The organism is Coleofasciculus sp. F4-SAH-05, assembly GCF_040222985.1.
Classification (GTDB): Bacteria; Cyanobacteriota; Cyanobacteriia; order Cyanobacteriales; family Coleofasciculaceae; genus Coleofasciculus; species Coleofasciculus chthonoplastes.
Window position 1 is genome coordinate 1 of sequence record NZ_JAVKBY010000179.1, and the last position, 20,739, is coordinate 20,739.

Genomic DNA, 20,739 nt, shown 5'->3' on the forward strand with positions numbered 1-20,739 from the left:
TTACTAAGTAAAGTTTGCCTCGACAATGTTAAACGGGCTTTTTACTCTCTTCAGCACTACAGCTATAAACCTGTTCACTGATTGCTTAACTGAACTCGACAGAGCCTGATACTGGCGTTCATATCAAGGTGTCGTGACCCGTCTAACGCAGACTACGGTGAGTCTCAGTCTGCACGTTCCGACGCAAGTCCAGATATGCTTAGGTGTGCATAGTCCTGTATAGGTTTTTCGGAACGGTTTTCTCTCTGTCGGTCTTTGGATTTATCGTAGCTTATGGGGGCGATCGCTTCTCGTACTGCTTCAGCTTTGGGGGAATGGACTTCGAGGAGGATAGTGCGATCAGCTAAGAGATTTTTTGCTTAAAACCTTTCGTTGTCGATTAGAGGGGATACTAAGTCATGACGTGTGTTAAATTGAATCCATGAATTTCGAGTGGGACGAGCGCAAGAACGAGATTAACATTGCTAAACATGGTTTTGACTTCGCTGATGCCCCTCGTGTCTTTGATCTACCAGTGCTTATCGCCCTCGATGAGCGAGAAGACTATGGCGAAGATCGATGGATTGGTATTGGGCTACTAGATGGACGAGTTGTAGTTGTTGTATACACCGAGCCTGACGACAAAACAACTCGCATCATTTCACTACGAAAAGCATTATCTTATGAACGAAAACGCTATGAGCAATACCTCAAAAACCGACTGGACTAGAGTTGATGCTATGAACGATGAGGATATTGATACCTCTGATATTGCACCGTTGTCAGAGGAGTTTTTTGGTAAGGCGCAATGGCGTATTCCCGAATCGTTTGTGACAGTTACAGTACCCATAGATCCCGAAACTTTTGCTTGGTTCCAAGCACAAGGTGAAACTGCCCGACAGCAGATGGCTGTGGCATTACGAATCTATGCAGAAGCCAACAAGCTACACGAAGCTTCTGTGCAGAAATCAACTTAATAGTGGCTGTATAAACAGGATGCGATCGCTCTTAACTGATGGAGATGGTGTCGATTATAACTCTTTTGATAAAGAATTAATAAAAGAGTTAATTGAAATTAAGCCATTCATCAGGTTCTGAAGCGAGAGCAATAAGTTCCAAATCTTTGACAAATTGCCCAATCGTACCCCCTAACTGATGTCCAAATATCAACCCTGCAAAAGGTCGTTCCTGACGCTGCCAATTTTCAGCTAATGCTTTAAAGCGGATATCTTGAGTAAATAAAACTCGACCGAGTGAACTAGCGTGTTCCAAAAGCGCCTCATCAGTTAACTCTGCTGAATTGTCTTCAATTGCAGTGAGAACATCTACACCACGACGACGCAATTGATCTGTAATAGCTTGAGGTACATGAACATCCATGTAGAGTGCGATCGCCACTTACAATAACCCTCTTGCCTTCATCCGCACAAAGAAAGGAGAAGGTGATGCTTGAGATTTTGCCTGTTGTGCTTGCTCCCATTCCATGCGAATCTCACTATCAATCTCATCTTGGCGATCGAAGTAATATACCATCGCTGCATGAGCTTCTGATAGTGTCAGATAAGGATGCTGTCGGCACATTTCTTCCACTGACCACCCATAAGCCAAATAATCCATGACAATCTGAGCGACACGCACACGCGGTATTCGCTTTAACCGTGCGGGTTGACCTTCCGCTTTCTCGATATGAGGATAAATTACTCCTGATGTCATGGCATTGGTTTTGAAACCCTACTGAAGCCTAGAATAACAAGTCTGAGTGAGCAGAGCTATTGTGTAACTTTCATTAGTTTTCTTCATTGCTAGGAATTGCCCCAGCCCAAATAATCTGCTCACTTGTCAGAGTCAACTCTGGGAAAGTGCCTGAAACAATCTGCTCAGCACCAACGAACTCCCTACCTTCATACAGTTCCTCAACCAGAGTAAAAATTGTAACCTTTGATGTCAGTGGGTCAACGACCCAGTATTCTGGAATGTTTAAAACGTTGTACTCAACCCGCTTAGCCCGATAATCGGCGGTCTTTGTCGATTCGCTAACGACTTCTATCACTAAAATCGGAGGGGGTTCGTTGAGTTCAATAACAGCCTCACGGGTTCTTAATTCGCGCCACTGCTGGCTAGGAATAATAGTCAAATCGGGAATGCGAGAGGTATCCCACTTGCCAGCACGAGGCGATCGCACACCAATCGCCACGGGTCTAACAATCCAGTCGCGTCCGCTACGCCCGATCTCAGCATCGATTTGCCGATAGAGAAAGTCAATGATTTCTCCATGTTGCCCGGTGCCAATACTCATTGCTACTAATTCCCCGTTCACCAACTCATAGCGGGTATCAGTCCCGTCTGAGTAGGTCAGATACTCTTCAAAGGTTAGCTTCTTAGTCGTTACAGTCATGATCGCCCCCTTCGGAGCATCTAGTTCGGTAGGCTTTTCCCCAACTTTAGCAGAGCATTGCGGAACTCTGTTTCAGACACCTCTGGCACACTCAAAGAGCGATCGCACTTACCAATGAGCAGTTAAATAGCAAAGAGTTAAAGTTTACCCTCTTGCAAAACGCCAATTTTAGGTAACTCTTTCCACTCCGGCTCAATCGGTGAGTAGCGGCAATAACACACAACAATCTCATCATACTCAGCCGACTCAACCGACTTGAACCGCTCAACCCGACTCACTTCCCAGTCAGACCAACGAACATGAGTGCTAGCATCCGGAAAGTTCGGATCAACCGACTCTTCAAAGCGGGCAAACTCACGCGGGCGATCGCCTGGTTCTGGCAATGCCTTGTCAGAACAATCCAAATACTCAGCCAGCATTCGGGTTAAGTGTCCAGCAGGTTGCAACTTGCGCTCCTTCCACCCCTTCGATGAAGCTGATTCAGTTTTGAAAACAATCCATCTCTTCACAAGTTATTTCTCCCTCTCATGTTTTGGTTCGTAGGGACTAGGCGGGAACTGGGTTTCGCCCTCAAAAACACAGTTAACCTCAAGCATCGGATCGCCAGTTTCCTCAATCCTGACAAGGTTCCAGCCGTACTTATCAGCCATGTCCTCACACTTGTCAGGGTCAGTTGCGCCATGCCGTGAGACGTTCTCATCCGGGTCGTACCGTGGGCTTCTGGTCATTGGTCATTGATACTTCATTGTAAGTTAGTTTATACCAAGTTGCCGTCTAAGGTAGAATCTGTCATGGTTCGCGAAATCCTTCACTTCGGAAAGAGGACAGGCTCCGTGTAGCGAAGTATCTGTCCAGATTCTTCGCTTCGCTCAGAATGACATGATAGAACACGACTTGGTAACATGATGGAACGCAACTTGGTATTAGATTACCGTTTTTAGCGCTCACTCAGGGTGCAGGAGAACCATCGCGGCTGCTACTCTTGAGCAACGGAAAGGCAATCACATCCCGAATACTCGCCGAATCCGTTAATAACATCACCAAACGGTCAATCCCAATTCCTAACCCCCCGGTTGGTGGCATTCCGTACTCTAACGCCGCCAGAAAGTCTTCATCAACCCCTTGGGCTTCCAAGTCTCCAGCCGCTTTCCGTGCAGCTTGTGCCTCTAAACGTTCCCGTTGATCAATCGGATCAGTTAATTCAGAAAAGCTATTAGCAGTTTCTCGCCCAGCGATAAATAACTCAAAACGTTCCACTAATCCTGGCTTAGAACGATGGGGTTTAGCCAAGGGAGAAATTTCTAGGGGGAAATCAACAATAAATGTCGGCTGAATCAGGGTTTCTTCACATTTTTGCTCAAAGCATTCGTTGAGCAGTTTCCCCAATGATGGACAGTCTTCTACCCCTTCAATCCCCACTTTATTGGCAGCGACTTTTGCTTCATCTAAGGTCTGAAATTGATTAAAATCTAACCCGGTCACCTCTTGCACTAACTCATGCATCGTGACTCGACGCCAAGGCGGTGTGAAATCAATTGTTTCACCTTGATAGGTAATTTCTAACGTTGTCAAACTCTCTTGAGTGACGGTAGTTATTAAATTTTCCGTCAACGTCATCATGTCGTTGTAGTCGGCGTAAGCCTGGTACACCTCAATTGAGGTAAATTCGGGATTGTGGCGCGTGGAAATTCCCTCATTCCGGAAAATTCGCCCCAACTCAAATACCTTTTCAAATCCGCCAACAATTAACCGTTTCAAGTGGAGTTCTGTGGCTATTCGCAGATACAACTCCATCTCTAGAGTATTGTGATACGTGATAAAGGGGCGGGCTTCTGCACCTCCGGCTTCTGTACTAAAAACAGGGGTTTCAATTTCGATAAAGTCGCGATCCTCTAAATAGCGGCGAATGGCAGCGGTAATTTTGGCACGGCGGCGGAAGGTTTCCCGAACAGTGGGATTTACCATTAAGTCCACATAACGCTGACGATAGCGCTTTTCGGTATCGGTGAGACCATGCCACTTATCGGGTAAGGGTAAGAGGGATTTGGTCAGGATAGCATATTCACTGACATAGACGGAGAGTTCCCCTTTATCCGTGCGCTTAATTGTCCCCTTGACGCCTAAAATGTCGCCAATATCCGTGAGTTGCTTGAGAGGGGTGAACGGATTTGGTACATCTGTCATGGTTGCGGTAATCCGCTTTTTGTCGAGATACAGTTGAATCGTTCCAGTTTCGTCTTGGAGATTGAAGAATGCTAACTTGCCAAAGACACGACGGGCTAAAATACGACCTGCGATCGCGACTTCAAAATCAACTTCTTCACCATTCCCTAGATCCGCGAATTTCTCTTGCAGTTCAGTCGCGTGGTGAGTAGACTGCCAGTGATAGGCATACGGCTCAATTCCCAACGCTTTAAGCTGTTGGACTTTCTCCAAGCGGGTAGCACGAATTTCTTCCAGAGTGTTTTGGCGATCGGGTGGGGACTGCTCAGGGGACATAGTAGGGAACTGCTCGATGCTAATCTTGTAGGATATCGGAAATCTATCTTAACATTCGACAGAACAGATAACCGGAGCCTCACGCGATCGCACCGAATAACCGGATTCTCGCCCTGCTGTAACCGAACGCGGTAAATCTAGAATACGCGATCGCTTCAGATGGCAAGTGCTATCAATTTTCTGACTGAATTGGATCGCCTGGTGGTGGATGTCGCCCTACAGCTTTGTCCGCCGCACGAATATTAATGACATCAAGGGGCGGGTAAGATAGCGAAAAAGGAGACAGAGTGTGGGGTGTGGGGTGTGGGGTGTGGGGTGTGGGGTGTGGGGTGTGGGGTGTGGGGTGTGGGGTGTGGGGTAAGAGAAGGAGGTTGACTCTTCAAGCTACCTGTAGGGGCACGATAATATCGTGTCCCTACCATAATAAAAGGCATTTTTTATAAATTGGATTAATTTTGGGTTAAATAAAGATTGCGAACAGTCCGATTTACAAAACTGAGATAGTCATCAATTTCTTCATATAAATCTAGTTCTTGTTCTTCTTCAGTATTGAGGGGTAATTTTTGTTGTTTCTCTAATAGTGTGTCAATACGTTCTTGAACAGTAATGGATGCCCGAAATAGAGGAATTCCTTCAACCAATTCAATACGAACCGCTCCTTCAACAGGGAAACTATTTGGTAGGTTGTGCAATTTAGGTAAAGCTAGCATATTTTTTTTGTGTCGTTTTTCATGTTTAATTATACGTGCCACAATATGGTGACAGGCTAAATTTGAACGTAATCCTTGGGCGTCAATCCCCAGATGCAGATGCATGAAACTCTCACAAGCGGGTGTGGCTTGTCGAGACGAGCGAAACTCTATCATCCATAATTTGGCTAAAGAGTCCTGTCAACTTCATGGGATTCAGCCCATGTTGCCACATTGACGGCGCAAATCGTCCCACCGTCAACGCTACCCCCAAATCCCAGCGTAAGGACACTAAACATACATCAAATATTCAAGATTCCCAGAAATTGCAGGAAGTTTAGCTTTATCTGCGAGAAGCCTCACGATCTAATGGTATATGTGTACTAATTCAAGTCAGTTTAACAAAACTTATTCAGTTGACAGCATAAATTTGATCACAATTGTGTTAATTTTCAGCCATAAGCGGATAGAATAAGGGAATTCTGAAGCAGAATCACCGCCATCGTTGGGGCAGTCGGCAATGTCTTCTCACGAACACCTCTGGAAAAAAGGCTTCTCTAAGCCCAATTCGACACCTGTGCCGAATCCCTTCAAGATCCAGAGGCGTCGTGTCAAAGCCTTACCACCACCTTTATCGCAACAGGAAAAACTACAGCTCAAACAGCAAGCTGATCAAATCTCCCAGCTAGGTTACAACTCCCACAATATTCCGATTCAAGCTCCAAATACTACAGCCGTCGCCAATCCAAGTCCGTCAAAATCCGGTGAGGTGACGAATCAGCCGACAACGCCAGCCGCCGATGCTGTAGACATTCAAGCAGATGCATTAGATGAGCAAGATCAAGAAGAGACGAAAGAGCGCGACGAGATTTCTTTAGCAGCCGCCTCCGATGGTTCAGCATCAGATGATACTATCCAGCGTCAGGAAATATCCGACAGTGAAGCCGAGGAAATCCCTGAACCCCAGGTAAACAGCGGTGAAAATCCAGAAGAAGATACTGAAATCCAGGCGAAAGCGCAACAACCTGCTCGTAATTTCCTAGAACTCCCCATCAACGCTCCGGGTACATCGCCATCTTCTATACAAAGACAAGTTAAATTCAGGGGATTAGGCAATTCGATTCAACCGCAGTCAGTTGAAACTGAAGAAAAAGTTGAGCCAGAAGCTGAACAAGAGTTGCAGGAAGAAGATGAAACTATCCAGCGACAGGAACTACCAGACGCTGAAGAAGATGAGATATCATTGAGTGAACCTAATACCGTTCAACGCCAATCTGACACACCAGACACACCTGATCAAGATACAGAAAAATCAGAAGATAATCACAATTTACTCGAAATTCCGGTAAACGTTCCAGGTACACCGTCATCCTCGCTTCAGAGACAGGTTAATCTAGGCAAGTTCACAAATTCCTCTTCTCAGCAAATTCAACCCGCCTCTCACCCCAAATTAAATCAACTCAATGCTTTTAAAACTGGCGAATTCGTACAGCCGCAGCGGATTCAGTCGCCTGTTAAGCCAGTCAATCCTGTATTGAATCAAACTCAAACAAATACAGAAACGGTTCAGAAGAAAGGTACACCAAAATCATCGGATGCTAGTGAAGTCGAGGCTGCACCGAATCTAGAGCAAGAGATTCAACAGAAACGGGGAAGCGGACAGCCAATTTCCAATAAAATACGCCAGCCAATGGAGCAGGCGTTCGGGGCGGATTTTAGTCAAGTTCACGTTCACACCGATAGTAAGTCGAACAAACTGAATGAGTCAATCCAGGCTAAGGCATTTACCACAGGTACAGATATCTTCTTTAAACAGGGAGAATATCAACCCGATAATCAGCCAGGACAGGAATTATTGGCGCATGAATTAACTCATGTTGTTCAGCAAAATGGCAGTCAAGTTCAGGCGAAAACCGATAGCCAAGTTGCGACAAAGGGAAATAAGTTACAGACACAAGAACGTTTGGTATCCGGTTTTCCGACACAACTGAAAATCCAACGAAAAGAAAATCCCCAAGAACAAAAAGTAAAAGAGAATAAACTCCAGCCAGCACCACCCACTCCCGCACCAGCGTCAGCCGCGCCAGAATCAGGTGGTGACATGGCTCCAGCCACTCCTCAGGTAGCCAATGCAGGTGGGGGGACAGCAGCACCTGCCATCCCAGAAGCGGCAGGTAAAGCCCCTGCACCACAAGGCGGAACTCAACAAGCGGCTGGAGCAGGTGGGGCATCAGCTACCCCAGGCGGCGGTGGAGCAAAATCTCCCAGTTCCCCAGAAGAAGATCCCGCATTTAAGGGAGTGGTTAATAAGACAAAGGGAGTAGCTGACAAAGAAAAACAGCATGATCCTGCCGAGGCTGAATCCAAAGAAGCCCAAGACGGCGCTGAACCCCCTGCAAATGATTTAGAAAGTAAGGCGCAAGACAAACAAGTTGGGGAAATGAACCAGCAGCAGCCTGGAGCTTTTAATGCGAAGGCTTTCAAGGCAAAGCTGATGGAAAAAATTGGTCCGATTATTCCCGATAACGAAGAAGATGCCAAAAAATTTAAGGAGAGTAATCAGCTTGATTCGGTGAGGCAGGATGTCTCCTCACAGGTGACTGATGAGCAGAAAAAAGCAGCAGGTCCGATTGAGGAGAAAACCAAAGCCGCTCCTGATACCAGTGGTGTTGAACCGAAACCTGTCACGCCAATGCAGCCGCCAGAGGCGGGTGCTGCGCCAACTGATATTAATGCCGAGAAAGCTGCACCGAAGCCGAAACCTGATGCTGAGGTATCCGCACCCTTTGAGGCAAATAGTCAAGAACTAGATGACGAGTTAGCCAAGGCGAAAGTCCCGGAAGAGACACTGGAAAAATCAAATGAACCACAGTTTGTGGAAGCGCTAAGTGCGAAGAAAGAAGCACAAACCCACGCTAAAGAAGCGCCACAAACCTATAGTCGGGATGAAAAAGCCACTATCAATAAGGCTGAAGCGGAAGCACAAACGACGAGCCAAACCCAGCTCCAGGGAATGCATGGTGAGCGTTCACAACTGTTGAATCAGGTAATGGGCGCTCAGAGTGAAACTCAGGGTAAGGATACTCAAGAACGAACTAAAATTGCTAACCATATTAATGGTATCTATCAAGATACGAAGAAAAATGTTGAAGACGTTCTCAGTAATATAGATGAAGAAGTAACCAAGAAGTTTGATGCGGGGGCTGCAACTGCCAAGCAGATATTTGAGAATTACGTTGACCAGAAAATGGAGGCGTGGGAGGATGAACGCTATGGTGAATGGTATGACGTAACTGGATGGGATGAGCGAGTTAGTGATAGTTGGCATGGGTTGCCACCAGAGGTCAATCAATTCTTTGTCGATGGGCGAGAACGGTATCTCAAGTCAATGGATGGCACTCTGACCGACATTGCTAATTTTGTTGCCCAAAAACTGAATGAGGCAAAACAAAAAATTGCTGAGGGCAAGCAGAAAATTCAGGAATTTGTTGCGGATTTGCCGGATAATCTCCGGAAAGTTGGACAGGAAGCCGCACAGACTATTCAAGGGAAGTTTGATCAGTTAGAAGAGAGTGTTAATAGTAAGCAGGATGAGTTAATTGACTCCCTGGCACAGAAATATCGTGATAACCTGCAAGAGCTTGATGCCGACATTGAGAAGCGGAAAGAAGAAAATAAGGGCTTAAAAGATAAGGCTAAAGATGCCATCGTTGGTACTGTTGAAACCATCATGCAGTTGCAAGATATGCTGATGGGTGTCTTGGCAAAAGCTGGTGGTGCAATAGACAAGATTATTTTAGACCCGATTAAGTTCTTAGGGAATTTGGTTTCTGGGATTAAGCAAGGGTTTGAAAGCTTTGTCGGCAATATTTGGCAGCATCTCAAGAAAGGGTTACTGGGGTGGCTGACGGGTACGATAGCAAAAGCTGGTATTCAAATGCCAGAAACCTTTGACCTCAAGGGCATTTTTACGTTAGTGATGCAGGTGCTGGGGTTAGCGTATGACTCAATTAAATCACGGACAATCAAGGCTCTGGGTAAGAACGGAGAGAAGATGTTCAATAGGTTAGAAAAGACCTTTGAAATCTTCGTTATCTTGAAGAATGAAGGATTAGCGGGTCTGTGGCAGTTCATTCAGGATAAGATTGGTGACCTGAAAGTGATGGTAATTGATACCATCCAGAATTTTGTGATTGAGAGTGTGATTAAGCAGGGTGTGCTGTGGGTGATTAGCTTGTTGAACCCAGCCTCAGCATTTGCTAAAGCCTGTAAGATGATTTACGACATCATCATGTTCTTCATTGAGCGTGGTAGCCAGATTGTGGACTTGGTGAACGCGGTGATGGAGTCGGTAACAGCTATTGCCAATGGGGCAGTTGGTGGAGTCGGAAAGCTCATTGAGAATGCTTTGTCTAAGGCGTTACCTGTAGTAATTAGCTTCATGGCGAGTCTGTTGGGCTTAGGTGGTATTAGTAAGAAGATTCAGGAAATCATTCAGAAGGTGAAAGAGCCGATTGATAAGGCGATTGGTTGGTTGATTGCTCAAGCGGTGAAGTTTGCCAAGAAGATTGGTAAGAAGCTTGGATTTGGTAAGGATAAGGGTAAGGGCAAGAAAGAGGGTGAGAACCAAGGTGAAAATGAGGGTGAGCAGCTTGAGGATAGTGAAGTTGGTAAAACCGTTAACTTCAGTGGTGGAGGTGAGAGCCATCGTCTGTGGATAAACACTCAGGGCACCTCAACTACTGTCATGGTTGCTAGTACCCCGACTTCTGTTGAGGCGAAGCTGAATGAGTGGCAAGGAAAGCTGGATTCTCTGCCAGAAGAGAAGCGTCCACAGGCTCAATCGTTGTTGGGTACTGCTCGTCAGCATCTGGGTACAACTGAGCAGAAAGCCCAAAAAACGGCTAAAGAAATGGAGGAGGCGAAGCAAAACTCAGCGGATGAGGCAGCTATTAATGAGGCAGAACAGGCGGATAATCAGACGGAGGCGGCGGAAGAGATTCTAGCGGATGTACTCAAGCAGCTATTGGAACTTTTTGGTGAGGAAGGTGATGACCAGAAGATTAGGGAAGGATTAGCTGCAATACAGGGAGAAGAGAAAGATCATCTACACGAAGGTAAGATATCACAAGAGGGTGCTGAGAAAGTCGCCGCCAATGTAACAGCAAATCATCCAGTTTTCCAGTCAATTACAGTAATTGATGGATCTGACACTTGGGATTATAACTACATTGCCAGAGCAACACAGAAGGGAACACAACCAGCAGCACCACGGAAAATTGGAAAGATTGACATTCCACGTACAAAGATGCGATGGCACAAAGGAACTAAAATAGAACTTGCAAAGGAGTTTGTCAAGCAGGGCGGATCACGTTCAACTGTGGATATAAAAACAGGAAAAATTAAAACCAAGAAGAAGTATGGTAGAAGACATATAATCTCCTTCGCTGATATGCAAAAACACTATCAGCAAGCCTTCCACCCAGAGTTAACTATTGATGAGTCCGTGAAAATTCTTGATAAATTTGATATAAAAGCCCAAAAAACTAAAAAGTCAGTACATCGTGGGATTCTTACTCTTGTTAGAAAAGCCTACAATGAGCCTAAGAACCTTAGAATTGGAGAGCAGGCAGTCAACTCTTCTATAGGAGATAAGGTTGATCATGAGATGATACAAGAAACAGGAAAGTCTATTCAAAGTAAGATAGATCAATATATACCAAAATTTCTTGAGAAATGGGGAGTTCCAGGCGTTCCTTTCGTTATTACTCAAGATAAAAATGAATTTATTGAATGGGAAATTACGGAGATATAGGCATTAAGACTAACATGAACGATTATCAACTTTCACCTTCACTTGAATCACTGATGGCTCAAGCCAAAGCCGTTTGTTCTGAGTTACAGCCAGAGGGTGACTTTTACCCTTTTGATTCTGGTAGCTGGATATATAACATTGGCTTCTCAGAGGATGAGCTAGTAAAGCATCTGGCACTTGTACTTGATCCTGATATGCCACTTTTTGTACTATACGCTATCTTGAACATTCCTGAATTAGAAACCTTGAAGAATATAGATTTACTAGTAAGAGCAATTGCCTTGGCAAATTATGGATTGTTACCTGGTTGTTTTGAGATGGATTTGGAGACTGGGGAAACTAGATACAGAAGTGTACTTATAGTGCCTTCTAATAGCGTTGGCACAAAAGATATTGCTCAACTAATTTCGGGTGCTCTGTTAATGGCAAAAACATATACTCCTACTTTTCAAAAAATTGTATTGCTTGGATTAGATCCATGCAAAGCAATTCAAGAAATCGAAAATTAATACTGTAAGTATAGACAGGGTATGGTGCAGAGAAAACAGAAGAGAATAGCAAAATGATCTAACAGGTGAAGATTGTATTTTTCTAGATAATAAAATAACTATTTTGTCAATTATTTTATTTTTTGCCAAAACCGAACAGGATAAAAGCCTCAATGCAGTTCTAGCAAAGCGTTTGCATCAAATAGATGTCACACATGACTACTAAAACTGAACATTGTTACCTAAACAGTGATTTAACTCTACACGATCGCACTCCATCCCCCCTACCCATCCACGCCGTCACCCTAGCCCTAACCACCCAAGACAACGAACTCATTGAATGTCGTCTCACCTTCCAAGTTAACCCCCAACTCTACCAGCGCATCGATACAGAAGCACTATTCAATCTTAAGCCGGAAGTGCGTAACCCCCTATCGGCTGGAGACTTCCTCCCCGAACCCGACATCCAAATCGAAACTATTTTAAAACCCGATTTGCTGCCTCGCCTAGTAGGACACACTACAACCATTGATGAAGCTGCCACCTATATCCTAAATCTCAGTCAAGAACAACCCGATAACCCGTTACTTTCTACTGAGAGTTGGTTAGCCCTATCCGTCAAACAGCTACAGGAATCAGGCGAGATAGGCTACCGTACCCTCTGGGATTATATTAGTCCAGCCGCCCTTGCTCAAGCCACGACTTCCGGTTCAAGCGAAGAAATTGCCGAAGCAATTACTACCTTCTTCAAAGATTGGACAGAGGCAAATCTATCGGAAGTGACACAGAAAACCACTTCTCAGTTGCTTGAGGGCATAACCAATTTCTTCGATGAATTAGCTGATGTCAGTCTGGATGCTCTAGAAAAGCAAGTACCTAACACTATCACCGAATCTGAACCCTCCAGCATCCAGATTTTTGAAGAAATGGTCAATTTTTTCAAACAGGACGACTGGTCTTTTTACCAGATAAAAGGACAACCTGTATTACAAATGGGATTCCAGGGGAAAAATGGTCAATTTACTTGCTACGCTAGAGCTAGAGAACAAGAACAGCAATTCGTCTTTTACTCAATTTGCCCAGTTACAGTCCCAAAATCCAAGCGTCGAACCTTAGGGGAATTCATCGCTAGAGCTAATTATGGTATGGTTATTGGCAATTTTGAGTTAAATTTTGCTGAAGGGGAAATTGCCTACAAAACCAGCATTGACGTTGAAGGGTCAACACTCACATTTCCTCAACTGAAGCGCTTAGTTGACACCAACGTGGCAATGATGGATCAATATCTACCAGGAATCAAGTCTGTGATTCAGGGAGATGCATCACCAGAAGAGGCGATTGCCCAAATCGAAAAGCAGTAATCCGCGATCGCGGATACACTTATTATGAAAGGTTTTGCCGAATTTCCCTTGTCTCCCAGACATTTGTCTCCCAGACATTTATAGCAGGTCGCTAGGCGTGTATTTAGGGCTTGCTTGACTTTCAACATAATTACTTCCCGTGAAGGGTTTTCAGAAAAGTCCCTTCAAGAACAGGCTAAAATTGGCCACATTTACCACACGTTTGATGCCATTTATAAGGCTGTCGAAGAAGATAAAAGTATTTTTTTCTCGTTTGCGTTTTGTGTAAATAGTGGTTCTGATAGTTGCCCAGTCAATGAATTATTATTGTGATGGTAACATCAAGTCATACCTACGGATATAGATATAATATTTCTTTGCATTTGGCATAATTTGGTCTGAATCAAGCCGCCGATACTTGGCATTTCTGCCGCCAACTCTGCAAATCAGCTAAAGCGCGATCGCGATACGCCCCATACCGCTCTTTTTTCCCTTTAATCCGCACTGCTAAGGGCGGTAAAATACCAAAATTGGGTGGCATGGGTTGAAAGTGTTTGGGTGACGCTGAACTAATAAACTCAAATAACGCCCCCATCATCGTCGTTGGCGGTAACGTAATCGGTTCCAATCCCAACACCAACCGCGCTGCATTTGTCCCCGCTAACCACCCCCCAGCCGATGCGGCTGTATACCCTTCCGTTCCCATCAATTGACCCGCCGCTAACAGGGTTGGACGATTTTTAAACTGTAGCGTGGGATACAGCAATTCTGGCGAATTAATGAAGGTATTGCGATGCATCACCCCCATCCGCACAAACTCGGCATTTTCCAATCCTGGAATTAACCGAAAAACTCGCTTCTGTTCGCCCCAACGCAAGTTTGTCTGAAACCCAACCATGTTCCACAACTGACCCGCCTTATCTTCTTGGCGTAACTGTACCACCGCATAGGGACGTTTACTCTGATTTTCTGGGGCGCGAAAATCTCCCTGACGGCGATCAAATAATCCCACAGGCTTTAGGGGACCATAGCGCATCGTATCTTCCCCCCGTCGCGCCATTTCTTCAATCGGTAAACAGCCTTCAAAGAACTTTGCCGTTTCTTGCTCAAAATCCTTTAATTCGGCTTTTTCCGCCTGACACAATTCCTGCCAAAACCGTAAATATTCCTCCCGATTCATGGGACAATTCAGATAAGCTGCTTCTCCCTTGTCGTATCGGGACGCCATAAACGCAATATCTTGATTAATCGACTCCCCGACGACAATCGGCGACGCAGCATCAAAGAAACTGAAATAGTCCATCCCGGTGAAGCGCTGCAAGTCTGCTGCTAAAGCTGAACTAGTCAAAGGACCTGTTGTCAGCACCACAACCCCATCTGGGGGAATTTGTGGCACTTCCCCCCGCCGTAACTCAATCAAGGGATGACTCGCAAGGGTTTCGGTCAAATCGTGGCTAAATACCCCCCGATCTACCGCCAACGCCCCCCCAGCCGGCACGGCATGGTTATCCGCTTTCGCGATAACAATAGAATCCAGACGGCGTAACTCTTCATGCAACAACCCCGCCGCGCGATCGCTAGATAGCGCCCCAAAGGAATTACTACAGACCAATTCTGCTAATTCTCCGGTATGATGGGCGGGACTCATCTGCACTGGGCGCATCTCATGGAGTACCACAGACACTCCCGCTTGAGCAATCTGCCATGCGGCTTCCGTACCCGCTAATCCACCACCAATTACCTGAATTGTCTGTTGTTCCATAATTTTTTTGTTGTCACCTCTACTGCCCAGTGGCAAATGACAAATAATAACAAACCCCTAAACGGATTTGATAGAGTAAGCGTTTTACGACTGACTAGCGCCGATAAAAGTTACGGGTTCGGTTAGTCTAAACATTACCTAGGGTTAGGATTTTTATCTTTTTTCCTTGCTGTACTGTTACCTTGTTTTAACTCATCCTCATCGTTGGCTAACGTGCTGGGGTCAATTAGAGTAACATCATAAGGGTCGAGCGGTCCACTCTTGTTATCTTCCTTCTGTCGGTAGTATTCCGCCTTCACGCCTGCATTACCGCCGAACATGACTCGATCGCCATCTTTAAGTTCATAACTACTAATTGGGCGACCATTAATCGAGATTTTATTGGTGCTACGTTGACCTTGGAGATTTCCATCGACAATTTGGTAACGGTAGGAACCGTCATCGAGTGTCATCCGTCGTAACGTTGCGTGTTGGCGAGAGACAAACATGGAGAACAAGCGGATATCGCAACTCGGATCTCGACCAATCGAATAGACTTGGGCTTCTAACTGAAAGACTCGGCGTCCTTTATCATCTTCCACCAGCAATAGATGCCTGTCTTGAGCATCTGAAGCCTCTGAAGACTGATTTGAGTCCTTGGGGGTGCTGTTATTTACAGGTTGATGGAATTGAGAAGTTTCAGTTTGAGACATTTTTTTTATCCTTGGGTTTACCGAAGGCGGTAACAACGACAAGCGAATAACCCACAGTGGTTTGATCTAGTTTAACCATTGGGCGATCGCAACGCTTCGGGACAAGGGAGATAGGGGAGACAAGGGGGACAACAGCTATTTTAGCAGGTTAGGATTTGCAGCTACTCTACATTAGGCGTCCCCGGAGAACACTCTAGAGAGCAGAAGAAATAAGATTGTGTTTCTTTCATGCTATATCGAAAACTACAGGACTGGCGACGCCTAAAAATTCAACCATTGAGATAGGGTTCCCGGAACGGGTAAGAGAATACTGACCAAAACAGTCAGCGCTAGCAATCCAGCAAAATCGCGCCAGTTATCCAATTCTGAAACATCGTTCAACGCGGGTTCATCGACAACGGGTAGCAAGATTAATATAATCGCCCACAGGAGCAAATCGGGTTGTAGAAATGCCAAAACCAACATCAATAAGCGACTCAATTGACCAATGGCTGCACCAGTTCTCTGTCCAAACATAGCGTGGATAACATGACCGCCATCCAGTTGACCGACGGGCATTAAATTAAACGCCGTGACGACTAACCCAATATACCCAGCCACAGCGACGGGATGCAGGTTGATTGCCATATCTGGCATGAATTGACTACCTAATGCCCATTTGCTGAGGACTGACAGCAATAGGGAAAAACGCGGATCTAAGGATTGGATATTCACCAATCCCGATTCCTCTGTTAACGGAACCGGACTAGAATGGGCTAACCCCCAGAATAGAAGGGGAAGGGCAACCAGTAACCCCGCCACCGGACCGGCAATTCCTACGTCAAATAAGGCTTTGCGATTAGGTACAGGCGATCGCATCTGGATAAATGCGCCAAAGGTACCTAAGAAAAAGGGTATAGGAATAAAGTAGGGGAGAGTCGTCCGCATTTTGTAATACATCGCGACGAGGTAATGACCGAGTTCGTGAACCCCTAAAATTGCCATCAGGGCTAAGGCATAGGGCAATCCTCTCACTAACGCCTCTGGGTTGGATTGCACTTGTTCGGGAGAAAGTCCGGCAATCTGAGTGGCACCCACCACAGTTGTGGTAAACAAGGTAATCACCAAGAGGGCTAATGCTAACCCCGGTCGGGTTAACTCGTCCTGCAACCGTTTCCCTCTAGACTGGGTGTAGGGGTTGGGAACCAGGGCAAAGAAGGGTTTCCCACTGAAGCTTTCCTGGAAAATCACAAAGAAGCGATCGCCAAATTCTGCCTCAACATTCTTCCGTACTGTTTTGTACGCCGCATCCGGATTGGTACGGAGTTTACCCCGACATAAAACCGCTTGGGGACGATACTCCAGATTTTGGAGATAGTAAACCCCCCAAGGAAAACAATTTCGCAGTTCCGTTTCTTCCTGCTTGGTTATTGGACGCAGCCCTAACTTTTCAGCCGCCTGTGAAACGGTTGATCCAGTCGCTGAGTTTTGAGAGGGTGTCGGCATCCGGTTCATCCTGGTAACCGAGTACCTGCCAATAAAGTAGGCAATGAAAACAAGTAAAATTAGGAGTAACCAGAGTTCCATGATGTACAGATATACCCATTCGTAATAAAAGCAAAATCTTGACCCAGATGAGTCTGATTAGTCCAAGTGGCTAATGATTACAGACCAATCCGTATTGTGCAACCTGATTTGTATCAAACGAATCATCGTGTTTTTCGTTCCAGATCGTCGCCCAATCTAAAAGCTACTGTGTTCAAATCCCCACGCCTAATCCTTGATTCTATTTTCGCATTTCCACCCAATCGTGACACCTTAGGAGGTACAGCTTATTTCATTGTAGAGAATGGGACTGGGGTGTTGATTGATTGTCCAGCTTGGAATGATGGCACTCACCAATTTTTGCGGGATCACGGCGGTGTCTCCTGTCTGTTCATTACCCATCGCGGTGGTATTGGCAAAGCCCAGGAGATTCAGGAAGCCTTTGGCTGTAAGCTGGCGATTCAAGAACAAGAAGCCTACCTGCTAAAGAGCGCCCAAGTTACCCCCTTTCAGCGAGAGTTGACAATTTCTGAGCGCTGTACTGCCTTATGGACACCGGGTCATTCTCCGGGTTCCGCTTGCCTTTACCACAACCAGGAAGGGGGCGTATTATTTTCTGGACGCCATTTGCTACCGAACCCAGAGGGAGAACCTGTGCCGTTACGAGTGTCAAAAACATTTCACTGGCAACGACAACTTCGCAGCCTCCAGTTTCTCCTCGATCGCTTTACACCAGACACCTTGAGTTATATTTGCCCGGGGGCAAACACCGGGGCGCTGCGAGGGAAAGGCGCGATCGATCAGGCTTATCAACGGTTGTCTCAGATTGACTTAGTTTGATTGTGTAGGGGCGGGTTTCACTATTATCGTTTCTTCCCTCACCCCGATGTCACTAAACCCGCCCCGACTAAATTTTGACGGCTCGGATCAGTTCTAATTTAATTTTTGCTTCCCCTGAATCCCCAGAAGGGCGGGTTTAGTTCAGTTATCGGTTGCTGCCAAAACGTTATGGGTAAAACCCGCCCCTACAGAATCGGCGGCATCCTCATCTCCCCCATCTCCCCTGCACCTCCGCTTTTGTTATGCGGCTTTTGCGGCTAAGACAGAATTCCCCGTCAATAACTCCACGGCGGCTTGATATTGTCGATCTGAGGCTGTACCCGCACGAGTCACAGGAATCGGATCAAGAGACACCTCCCAATCGGGCGTAATCCCTAACTTGTTGATATCTCGGTGATTGGGAGTCTCGTACTTGGCAACGGTTACGGCTAAACCTGATCCATCGGATAAGTCAAATAAGGACTGAATTAACCCTTTACCAAAGGTTCGTTCCCCGACAAGTTCCGCTCTGCCATTATCTTGAAGTGCGCCTGCTAAAATTTCACTGGCGCTGGCAGTTCCCTGGTTGACTAATACGACTAACGGTGCTTCTGTAACTGCTTGTCCAAAAGCATCAAAACTGCCGATCATGCCATTGCGATTAACGGTATAGACAATGGTGCCACGATCCAGCCAGAGACGAGCAATTTCTAAACCCGCCTGCAATAAACCGCCGGGATTATTCCGCAGATCGAGAATGTAGGCATTTGCTCCTTCTTGTTCGAGTTGGTTAATGGCATTGGCGACTTCCGTGGGCGCATTAGCACTAAATTGGGTTAAGCGAATGTAGCCAATGGGGACGCTGTTGGATTCAGAATCGAGTGCGGCATAAACTGGATTGAGGGCAATGCGATCGCGCACGAGTTCAATCACCCTAGGTTGCTCGTCCTTACTCTGAATTGATAGGGTTACACTTGTGCCAACAGGTCCACGCATCCGGGCGGCGGCTTGATCAAGGGTTAAGGCGGCTGTGGTTTCGCCATCAATTGCCACAATGCGATCGCGCGGTTGAATTCCGGCTTCCTCGGCGGGAGATCCAGCAATGGGCGCGACAACAGCTAATTGACCGGTTTCATCATCCAGGGCAATTTGTAACCCCACACCAGACAGTTCACCGGATGTATTCACCTTGAGACTGCGATATTGACTCGGTTTAAGCAGTCGCGTGTAGGGATCATCTAGAGTGGCTAACATGCCCTCAATCGCCTTGTAAGTGGCATCACGGTTCTCTAAATCCTTCTTCAGAGTTTTCTGGCGCACCAGCCACCAGTTTTGCTCGTTAAAGGAGTCATCCACATACGCTTGCGAGACAATCCGCCACGCTTCAGAAAATAGCTGTTGTTCTTGAGTCGATGCTGAAGCTGAGGGAGTCCACCCCACCCATAGCAGGACAATTTGGCAAAGGATTATCAGTCCAACCCAGAATGATCGTTTTGGCATAACTCAACAAAAATTAACGCTAGGCTTTGATGCTCTCATTTATCTAGTTTGGCAAAGTCTGGAAAAATAAGTGTGCCAGGGGTACAGTTTCCCCCTCCTGTTGGCGCAGATGGGGTGATGGGGAGCAGGGGGAGCAGGGGGAGCAGGGGGAGCAGGGGGAGCAGGGGGAGCAGGGGGAGCAGGGGGAGCAGGGGGAGCTAGGGGAGATGTAGGGGCGGGTTTTACTGCTAACGTTTGGTTTTCACCCTGATATCCCTAAACCCGCCCCGACAGAGTGCAAGTAGTTTTCAACAAAGGACGAATGACGAATGACAAAGGACTACTCTTGTCAAGTTATGTTACATTTCTCATAGAGCAATTTCAAATCGGGTCAGTGTTCCCGATACAAAAATTCCGCCCCAGCGGTATTCAACACGCTAGCCCCAGAGCTATCTCATTTCCTGATAGACTTAACCCTATCCAGGATTAGCTCACACGCTTTCCAGCAATATCCTTCTAAAAATTCTGGCTTCATGTTTTCTAAGCAGGTAACTGAATCAAAAGCTTTTAACTGGTTTGAGGAGCGTCTAGAAATTCAGGCATTAGCTGAAGACGTAACATCAAAGTACGTTCCTCCCCACGTTAATATCTTCTACTGTCTCGGTGGAATTACTCTGGTTTGCTTTATTATCCAGTTCGCCACTGGATTTGCTATGACCTTTTACTACAGACCGACGGTCACTGAGGCATTTTCGTCGGTACAGTACATCATGACGGATGTCAACTTCGGTTGGCTGATCCGTTCCGTCCATCGCTGGTCTGCCAGTATGATGGTGCTAATGATGATTTTGCACGTCTTCCGGGTTTATCTGACGGGCGGATTCAAAAAGCCACGGGAATTGACCTGGGTAACCGGCGTAATTTTGGCAGTCATTACCGTTTCCTTTGGCGTGACAGGGTACTCCCTACCGTGGGATCAAGTGGGCTACTGGGCGGTCAAAATCGTCTCCGGTGTTCCTGATGCGATTCCTGTAGTTGGTTCCTTAATCGTTGAACTCATTCGTGGCGGTCAAAGTGTGGGTCAAGCTACCTTGACTCGCTTCTACAGCCTGCACACCTTTGTTCTTCCTTGGCTCATTGCCGTCTTCATGCTGCTGCACTTTATCATGATTCGTAAGCAGGGTATCTCCGGTCCCCTCTAAAGTGCAAATCCCCGCAAAGACGTGCTACTCTTTGTTGATTAAGGACATTTAAAATC

Annotated in this window: 18 protein-coding genes; 7 read left to right on the forward strand and 11 right to left on the reverse strand. The window is 46.2% G+C overall.

Going from position 1 to position 20,739, the window contains the following annotated elements:
* Positions 1 to 421 precede the first annotated feature (421 nt).
* Both RIG27_RS21115 and RIG27_RS21120 read left to right on the forward strand, forming a co-directional pair.
* Entirely contained in the window at positions 422 to 709 is a 288-nt protein-coding gene (locus RIG27_RS21115; RefSeq protein ID WP_446348406.1) for a BrnT family toxin, read from the forward strand.
* Positions 663 to 956, forward strand: coding sequence for a hypothetical protein (locus RIG27_RS21120; protein ID WP_446348408.1), 294 nt, complete (start codon positions 663 to 665; stop codon positions 954 to 956). The genes RIG27_RS21115 and RIG27_RS21120 overlap by 47 nt, the downstream gene beginning before the upstream one ends.
* An 88-nt stretch (positions 957 to 1,044) precedes the next feature.
* On the opposite strand, the gene RIG27_RS21125 is transcribed toward RIG27_RS21120, so the two are convergent.
* From RIG27_RS21125 to RIG27_RS21155, 7 genes are all read right to left on the reverse strand, one after another.
* Positions 1,045 to 1,377, reverse strand: a complete 333-nt coding sequence (locus RIG27_RS21125; RefSeq protein WP_446348410.1) for a DUF5615 family PIN-like protein — start codon at positions 1,375 to 1,377, stop codon at positions 1,045 to 1,047.
* Complete coding sequence (locus tag RIG27_RS21130; RefSeq protein WP_446348412.1) at positions 1,378 to 1,692, reverse strand: DUF433 domain-containing protein; 315 nt, start codon at positions 1,690 to 1,692, stop codon at positions 1,378 to 1,380. It lies immediately after the preceding gene.
* 73 nt (positions 1,693 to 1,765) lie between these two features.
* Positions 1,766 to 2,374 (reverse strand): Uma2 family endonuclease, encoded by a 609-nt coding sequence (locus RIG27_RS21135; RefSeq protein WP_446348414.1) that lies wholly within the window; start codon positions 2,372 to 2,374, stop codon positions 1,766 to 1,768.
* Positions 2,375 to 2,511: 137 nt separating this feature from the next.
* The gene (locus RIG27_RS21140; RefSeq protein ID WP_446348416.1) at positions 2,512 to 2,883 is read right to left on the reverse strand and encodes a hypothetical protein; all 372 of its coding nucleotides are present in this window, start codon (positions 2,881 to 2,883) and stop codon (positions 2,512 to 2,514) included.
* 3 nt (positions 2,884 to 2,886) lie between these two features.
* On the reverse strand, positions 2,887 to 3,102 hold the full coding sequence (locus RIG27_RS21145; RefSeq protein ID WP_446348418.1) for a hypothetical protein: 216 nt from the start codon (positions 3,100 to 3,102) through the stop codon (positions 2,887 to 2,889).
* 220 nt (positions 3,103 to 3,322) lie between these two features.
* A complete protein-coding gene (gene lysS, locus RIG27_RS21150) occupies positions 3,323 to 4,873 on the reverse strand; it encodes a lysine--tRNA ligase (protein WP_446348420.1) in 1,551 nt (516 codons plus the stop codon).
* Positions 4,874 to 5,322: 449 nt separating this feature from the next.
* A complete protein-coding gene (locus tag RIG27_RS21155; protein ID WP_446348464.1) occupies positions 5,323 to 5,583 on the reverse strand; it encodes a hypothetical protein in 261 nt (86 codons plus the stop codon).
* 499 nt (positions 5,584 to 6,082) lie between these two features.
* Between RIG27_RS21155 and RIG27_RS21160 the strand changes: the two genes are divergently transcribed.
* The 3 genes from RIG27_RS21160 (at position 6,083) to RIG27_RS21170 (ending at position 13,226) form a co-directional block, all read left to right on the forward strand.
* Complete coding sequence (locus RIG27_RS21160) at positions 6,083 to 11,377, forward strand: eCIS core domain-containing protein (RefSeq protein WP_446348422.1); 5,295 nt, start codon at positions 6,083 to 6,085, stop codon at positions 11,375 to 11,377.
* A gap of 14 nt (positions 11,378 to 11,391) precedes the next feature.
* On the forward strand, positions 11,392 to 11,886 hold the full coding sequence (locus RIG27_RS21165; protein WP_446348424.1) for a hypothetical protein: 495 nt from the start codon (positions 11,392 to 11,394) through the stop codon (positions 11,884 to 11,886).
* A gap of 194 nt (positions 11,887 to 12,080) precedes the next feature.
* Positions 12,081 to 13,226, forward strand: coding sequence for a YbjN domain-containing protein (locus RIG27_RS21170; protein ID WP_446348426.1), 1,146 nt, complete (start codon positions 12,081 to 12,083; stop codon positions 13,224 to 13,226).
* Positions 13,227 to 13,608: 382 nt separating this feature from the next.
* Here the strand turns inward: RIG27_RS21170 and trmFO are convergent, their stop codons facing one another.
* From trmFO to RIG27_RS21185, 3 genes are all read right to left on the reverse strand, one after another.
* Positions 13,609 to 14,967: an FADH(2)-oxidizing methylenetetrahydrofolate--tRNA-(uracil(54)-C(5))-methyltransferase TrmFO gene (gene trmFO / locus RIG27_RS21175; RefSeq protein WP_446348428.1), complete on the reverse strand. Its 1,359-nt coding sequence runs from the start codon at positions 14,965 to 14,967 to the stop codon at positions 13,609 to 13,611.
* A 134-nt stretch (positions 14,968 to 15,101) separates the two neighbouring features.
* Positions 15,102 to 15,659, reverse strand: a complete 558-nt coding sequence (locus tag RIG27_RS21180) for an FHA domain-containing protein (protein WP_446348430.1) — start codon at positions 15,657 to 15,659, stop codon at positions 15,102 to 15,104.
* Between the two features lie 261 nt (positions 15,660 to 15,920).
* A complete protein-coding gene (locus RIG27_RS21185) occupies positions 15,921 to 17,144 on the reverse strand; it encodes a site-2 protease family protein (protein ID WP_446348432.1) in 1,224 nt (407 codons plus the stop codon).
* A 249-nt stretch (positions 17,145 to 17,393) separates the two neighbouring features.
* Between RIG27_RS21185 and RIG27_RS21190 the strand changes: the two genes are divergently transcribed.
* On the forward strand, positions 17,394 to 18,023 hold the full coding sequence (locus tag RIG27_RS21190; protein WP_446348434.1) for an MBL fold metallo-hydrolase: 630 nt from the start codon (positions 17,394 to 17,396) through the stop codon (positions 18,021 to 18,023).
* 240 nt (positions 18,024 to 18,263) lie between these two features.
* Here RIG27_RS21190 and ctpA read toward each other — a convergent pair whose 3' ends face one another.
* Entirely contained in the window at positions 18,264 to 19,502 is a 1,239-nt protein-coding gene (ctpA, locus tag RIG27_RS21195; RefSeq protein ID WP_446348436.1) for a carboxyl-terminal processing protease CtpA, read from the reverse strand.
* A 512-nt stretch (positions 19,503 to 20,014) separates the two neighbouring features.
* Here ctpA and petB point away from each other — a divergent pair.
* Entirely contained in the window at positions 20,015 to 20,683 is a 669-nt protein-coding gene (gene petB / locus RIG27_RS21200; protein WP_446340445.1) for a cytochrome b6, read from the forward strand.
* The last annotated feature ends 56 nt before the right edge of the window (positions 20,684 to 20,739 follow it).

Bases quoted from the DNA above. Each gene is read 5' to 3' on its own strand.
- RIG27_RS21115 (WP_446348406.1), top strand. From the start codon at position 422: ATGAATTTCGAGTGGGACGAGCGCAAGAACGAGATTAACATTGCTAAA.
- RIG27_RS21120 (WP_446348408.1), top strand. From the start codon at position 663: ATGAACGAAAACGCTATGAGCAATACCTCAAAAACCGACTGGACTAGA.
- RIG27_RS21130 (WP_446348412.1), bottom strand. From the start codon at position 1,692: ATGACATCAGGAGTAATTTATCCTCATATCGAGAAAGCGGAAGGTCAA.
- RIG27_RS21135 (WP_446348414.1), bottom strand. From the start codon at position 2,374: ATGACTGTAACGACTAAGAAGCTAACCTTTGAAGAGTATCTGACCTAC.
- RIG27_RS21145 (WP_446348418.1), bottom strand. From the start codon at position 3,102: ATGACCAGAAGCCCACGGTACGACCCGGATGAGAACGTCTCACGGCAT.
- lysS (WP_446348420.1), bottom strand. From the start codon at position 4,873: ATGTCCCCTGAGCAGTCCCCACCCGATCGCCAAAACACTCTGGAAGAA.
- RIG27_RS21155 (WP_446348464.1), bottom strand. From the start codon at position 5,583: ATGCTAGCTTTACCTAAATTGCACAACCTACCAAATAGTTTCCCTGTT.
- RIG27_RS21160 (WP_446348422.1), top strand. From the start codon at position 6,083: ATGTCTTCTCACGAACACCTCTGGAAAAAAGGCTTCTCTAAGCCCAAT.
- RIG27_RS21165 (WP_446348424.1), top strand. From the start codon at position 11,392: ATGAACGATTATCAACTTTCACCTTCACTTGAATCACTGATGGCTCAA.
- RIG27_RS21170 (WP_446348426.1), top strand. From the start codon at position 12,081: ATGACTACTAAAACTGAACATTGTTACCTAAACAGTGATTTAACTCTA.
- trmFO (WP_446348428.1), bottom strand. From the start codon at position 14,967: ATGGAACAACAGACAATTCAGGTAATTGGTGGTGGATTAGCGGGTACG.
- RIG27_RS21180 (WP_446348430.1), bottom strand. From the start codon at position 15,659: ATGTCTCAAACTGAAACTTCTCAATTCCATCAACCTGTAAATAACAGC.
- RIG27_RS21185 (WP_446348432.1), bottom strand. From the start codon at position 17,144: ATGCCGACACCCTCTCAAAACTCAGCGACTGGATCAACCGTTTCACAG.
- ctpA (WP_446348436.1), bottom strand. From the start codon at position 19,502: ATGCCAAAACGATCATTCTGGGTTGGACTGATAATCCTTTGCCAAATT.
- petB (WP_446340445.1), top strand. From the start codon at position 20,015: ATGTTTTCTAAGCAGGTAACTGAATCAAAAGCTTTTAACTGGTTTGAG.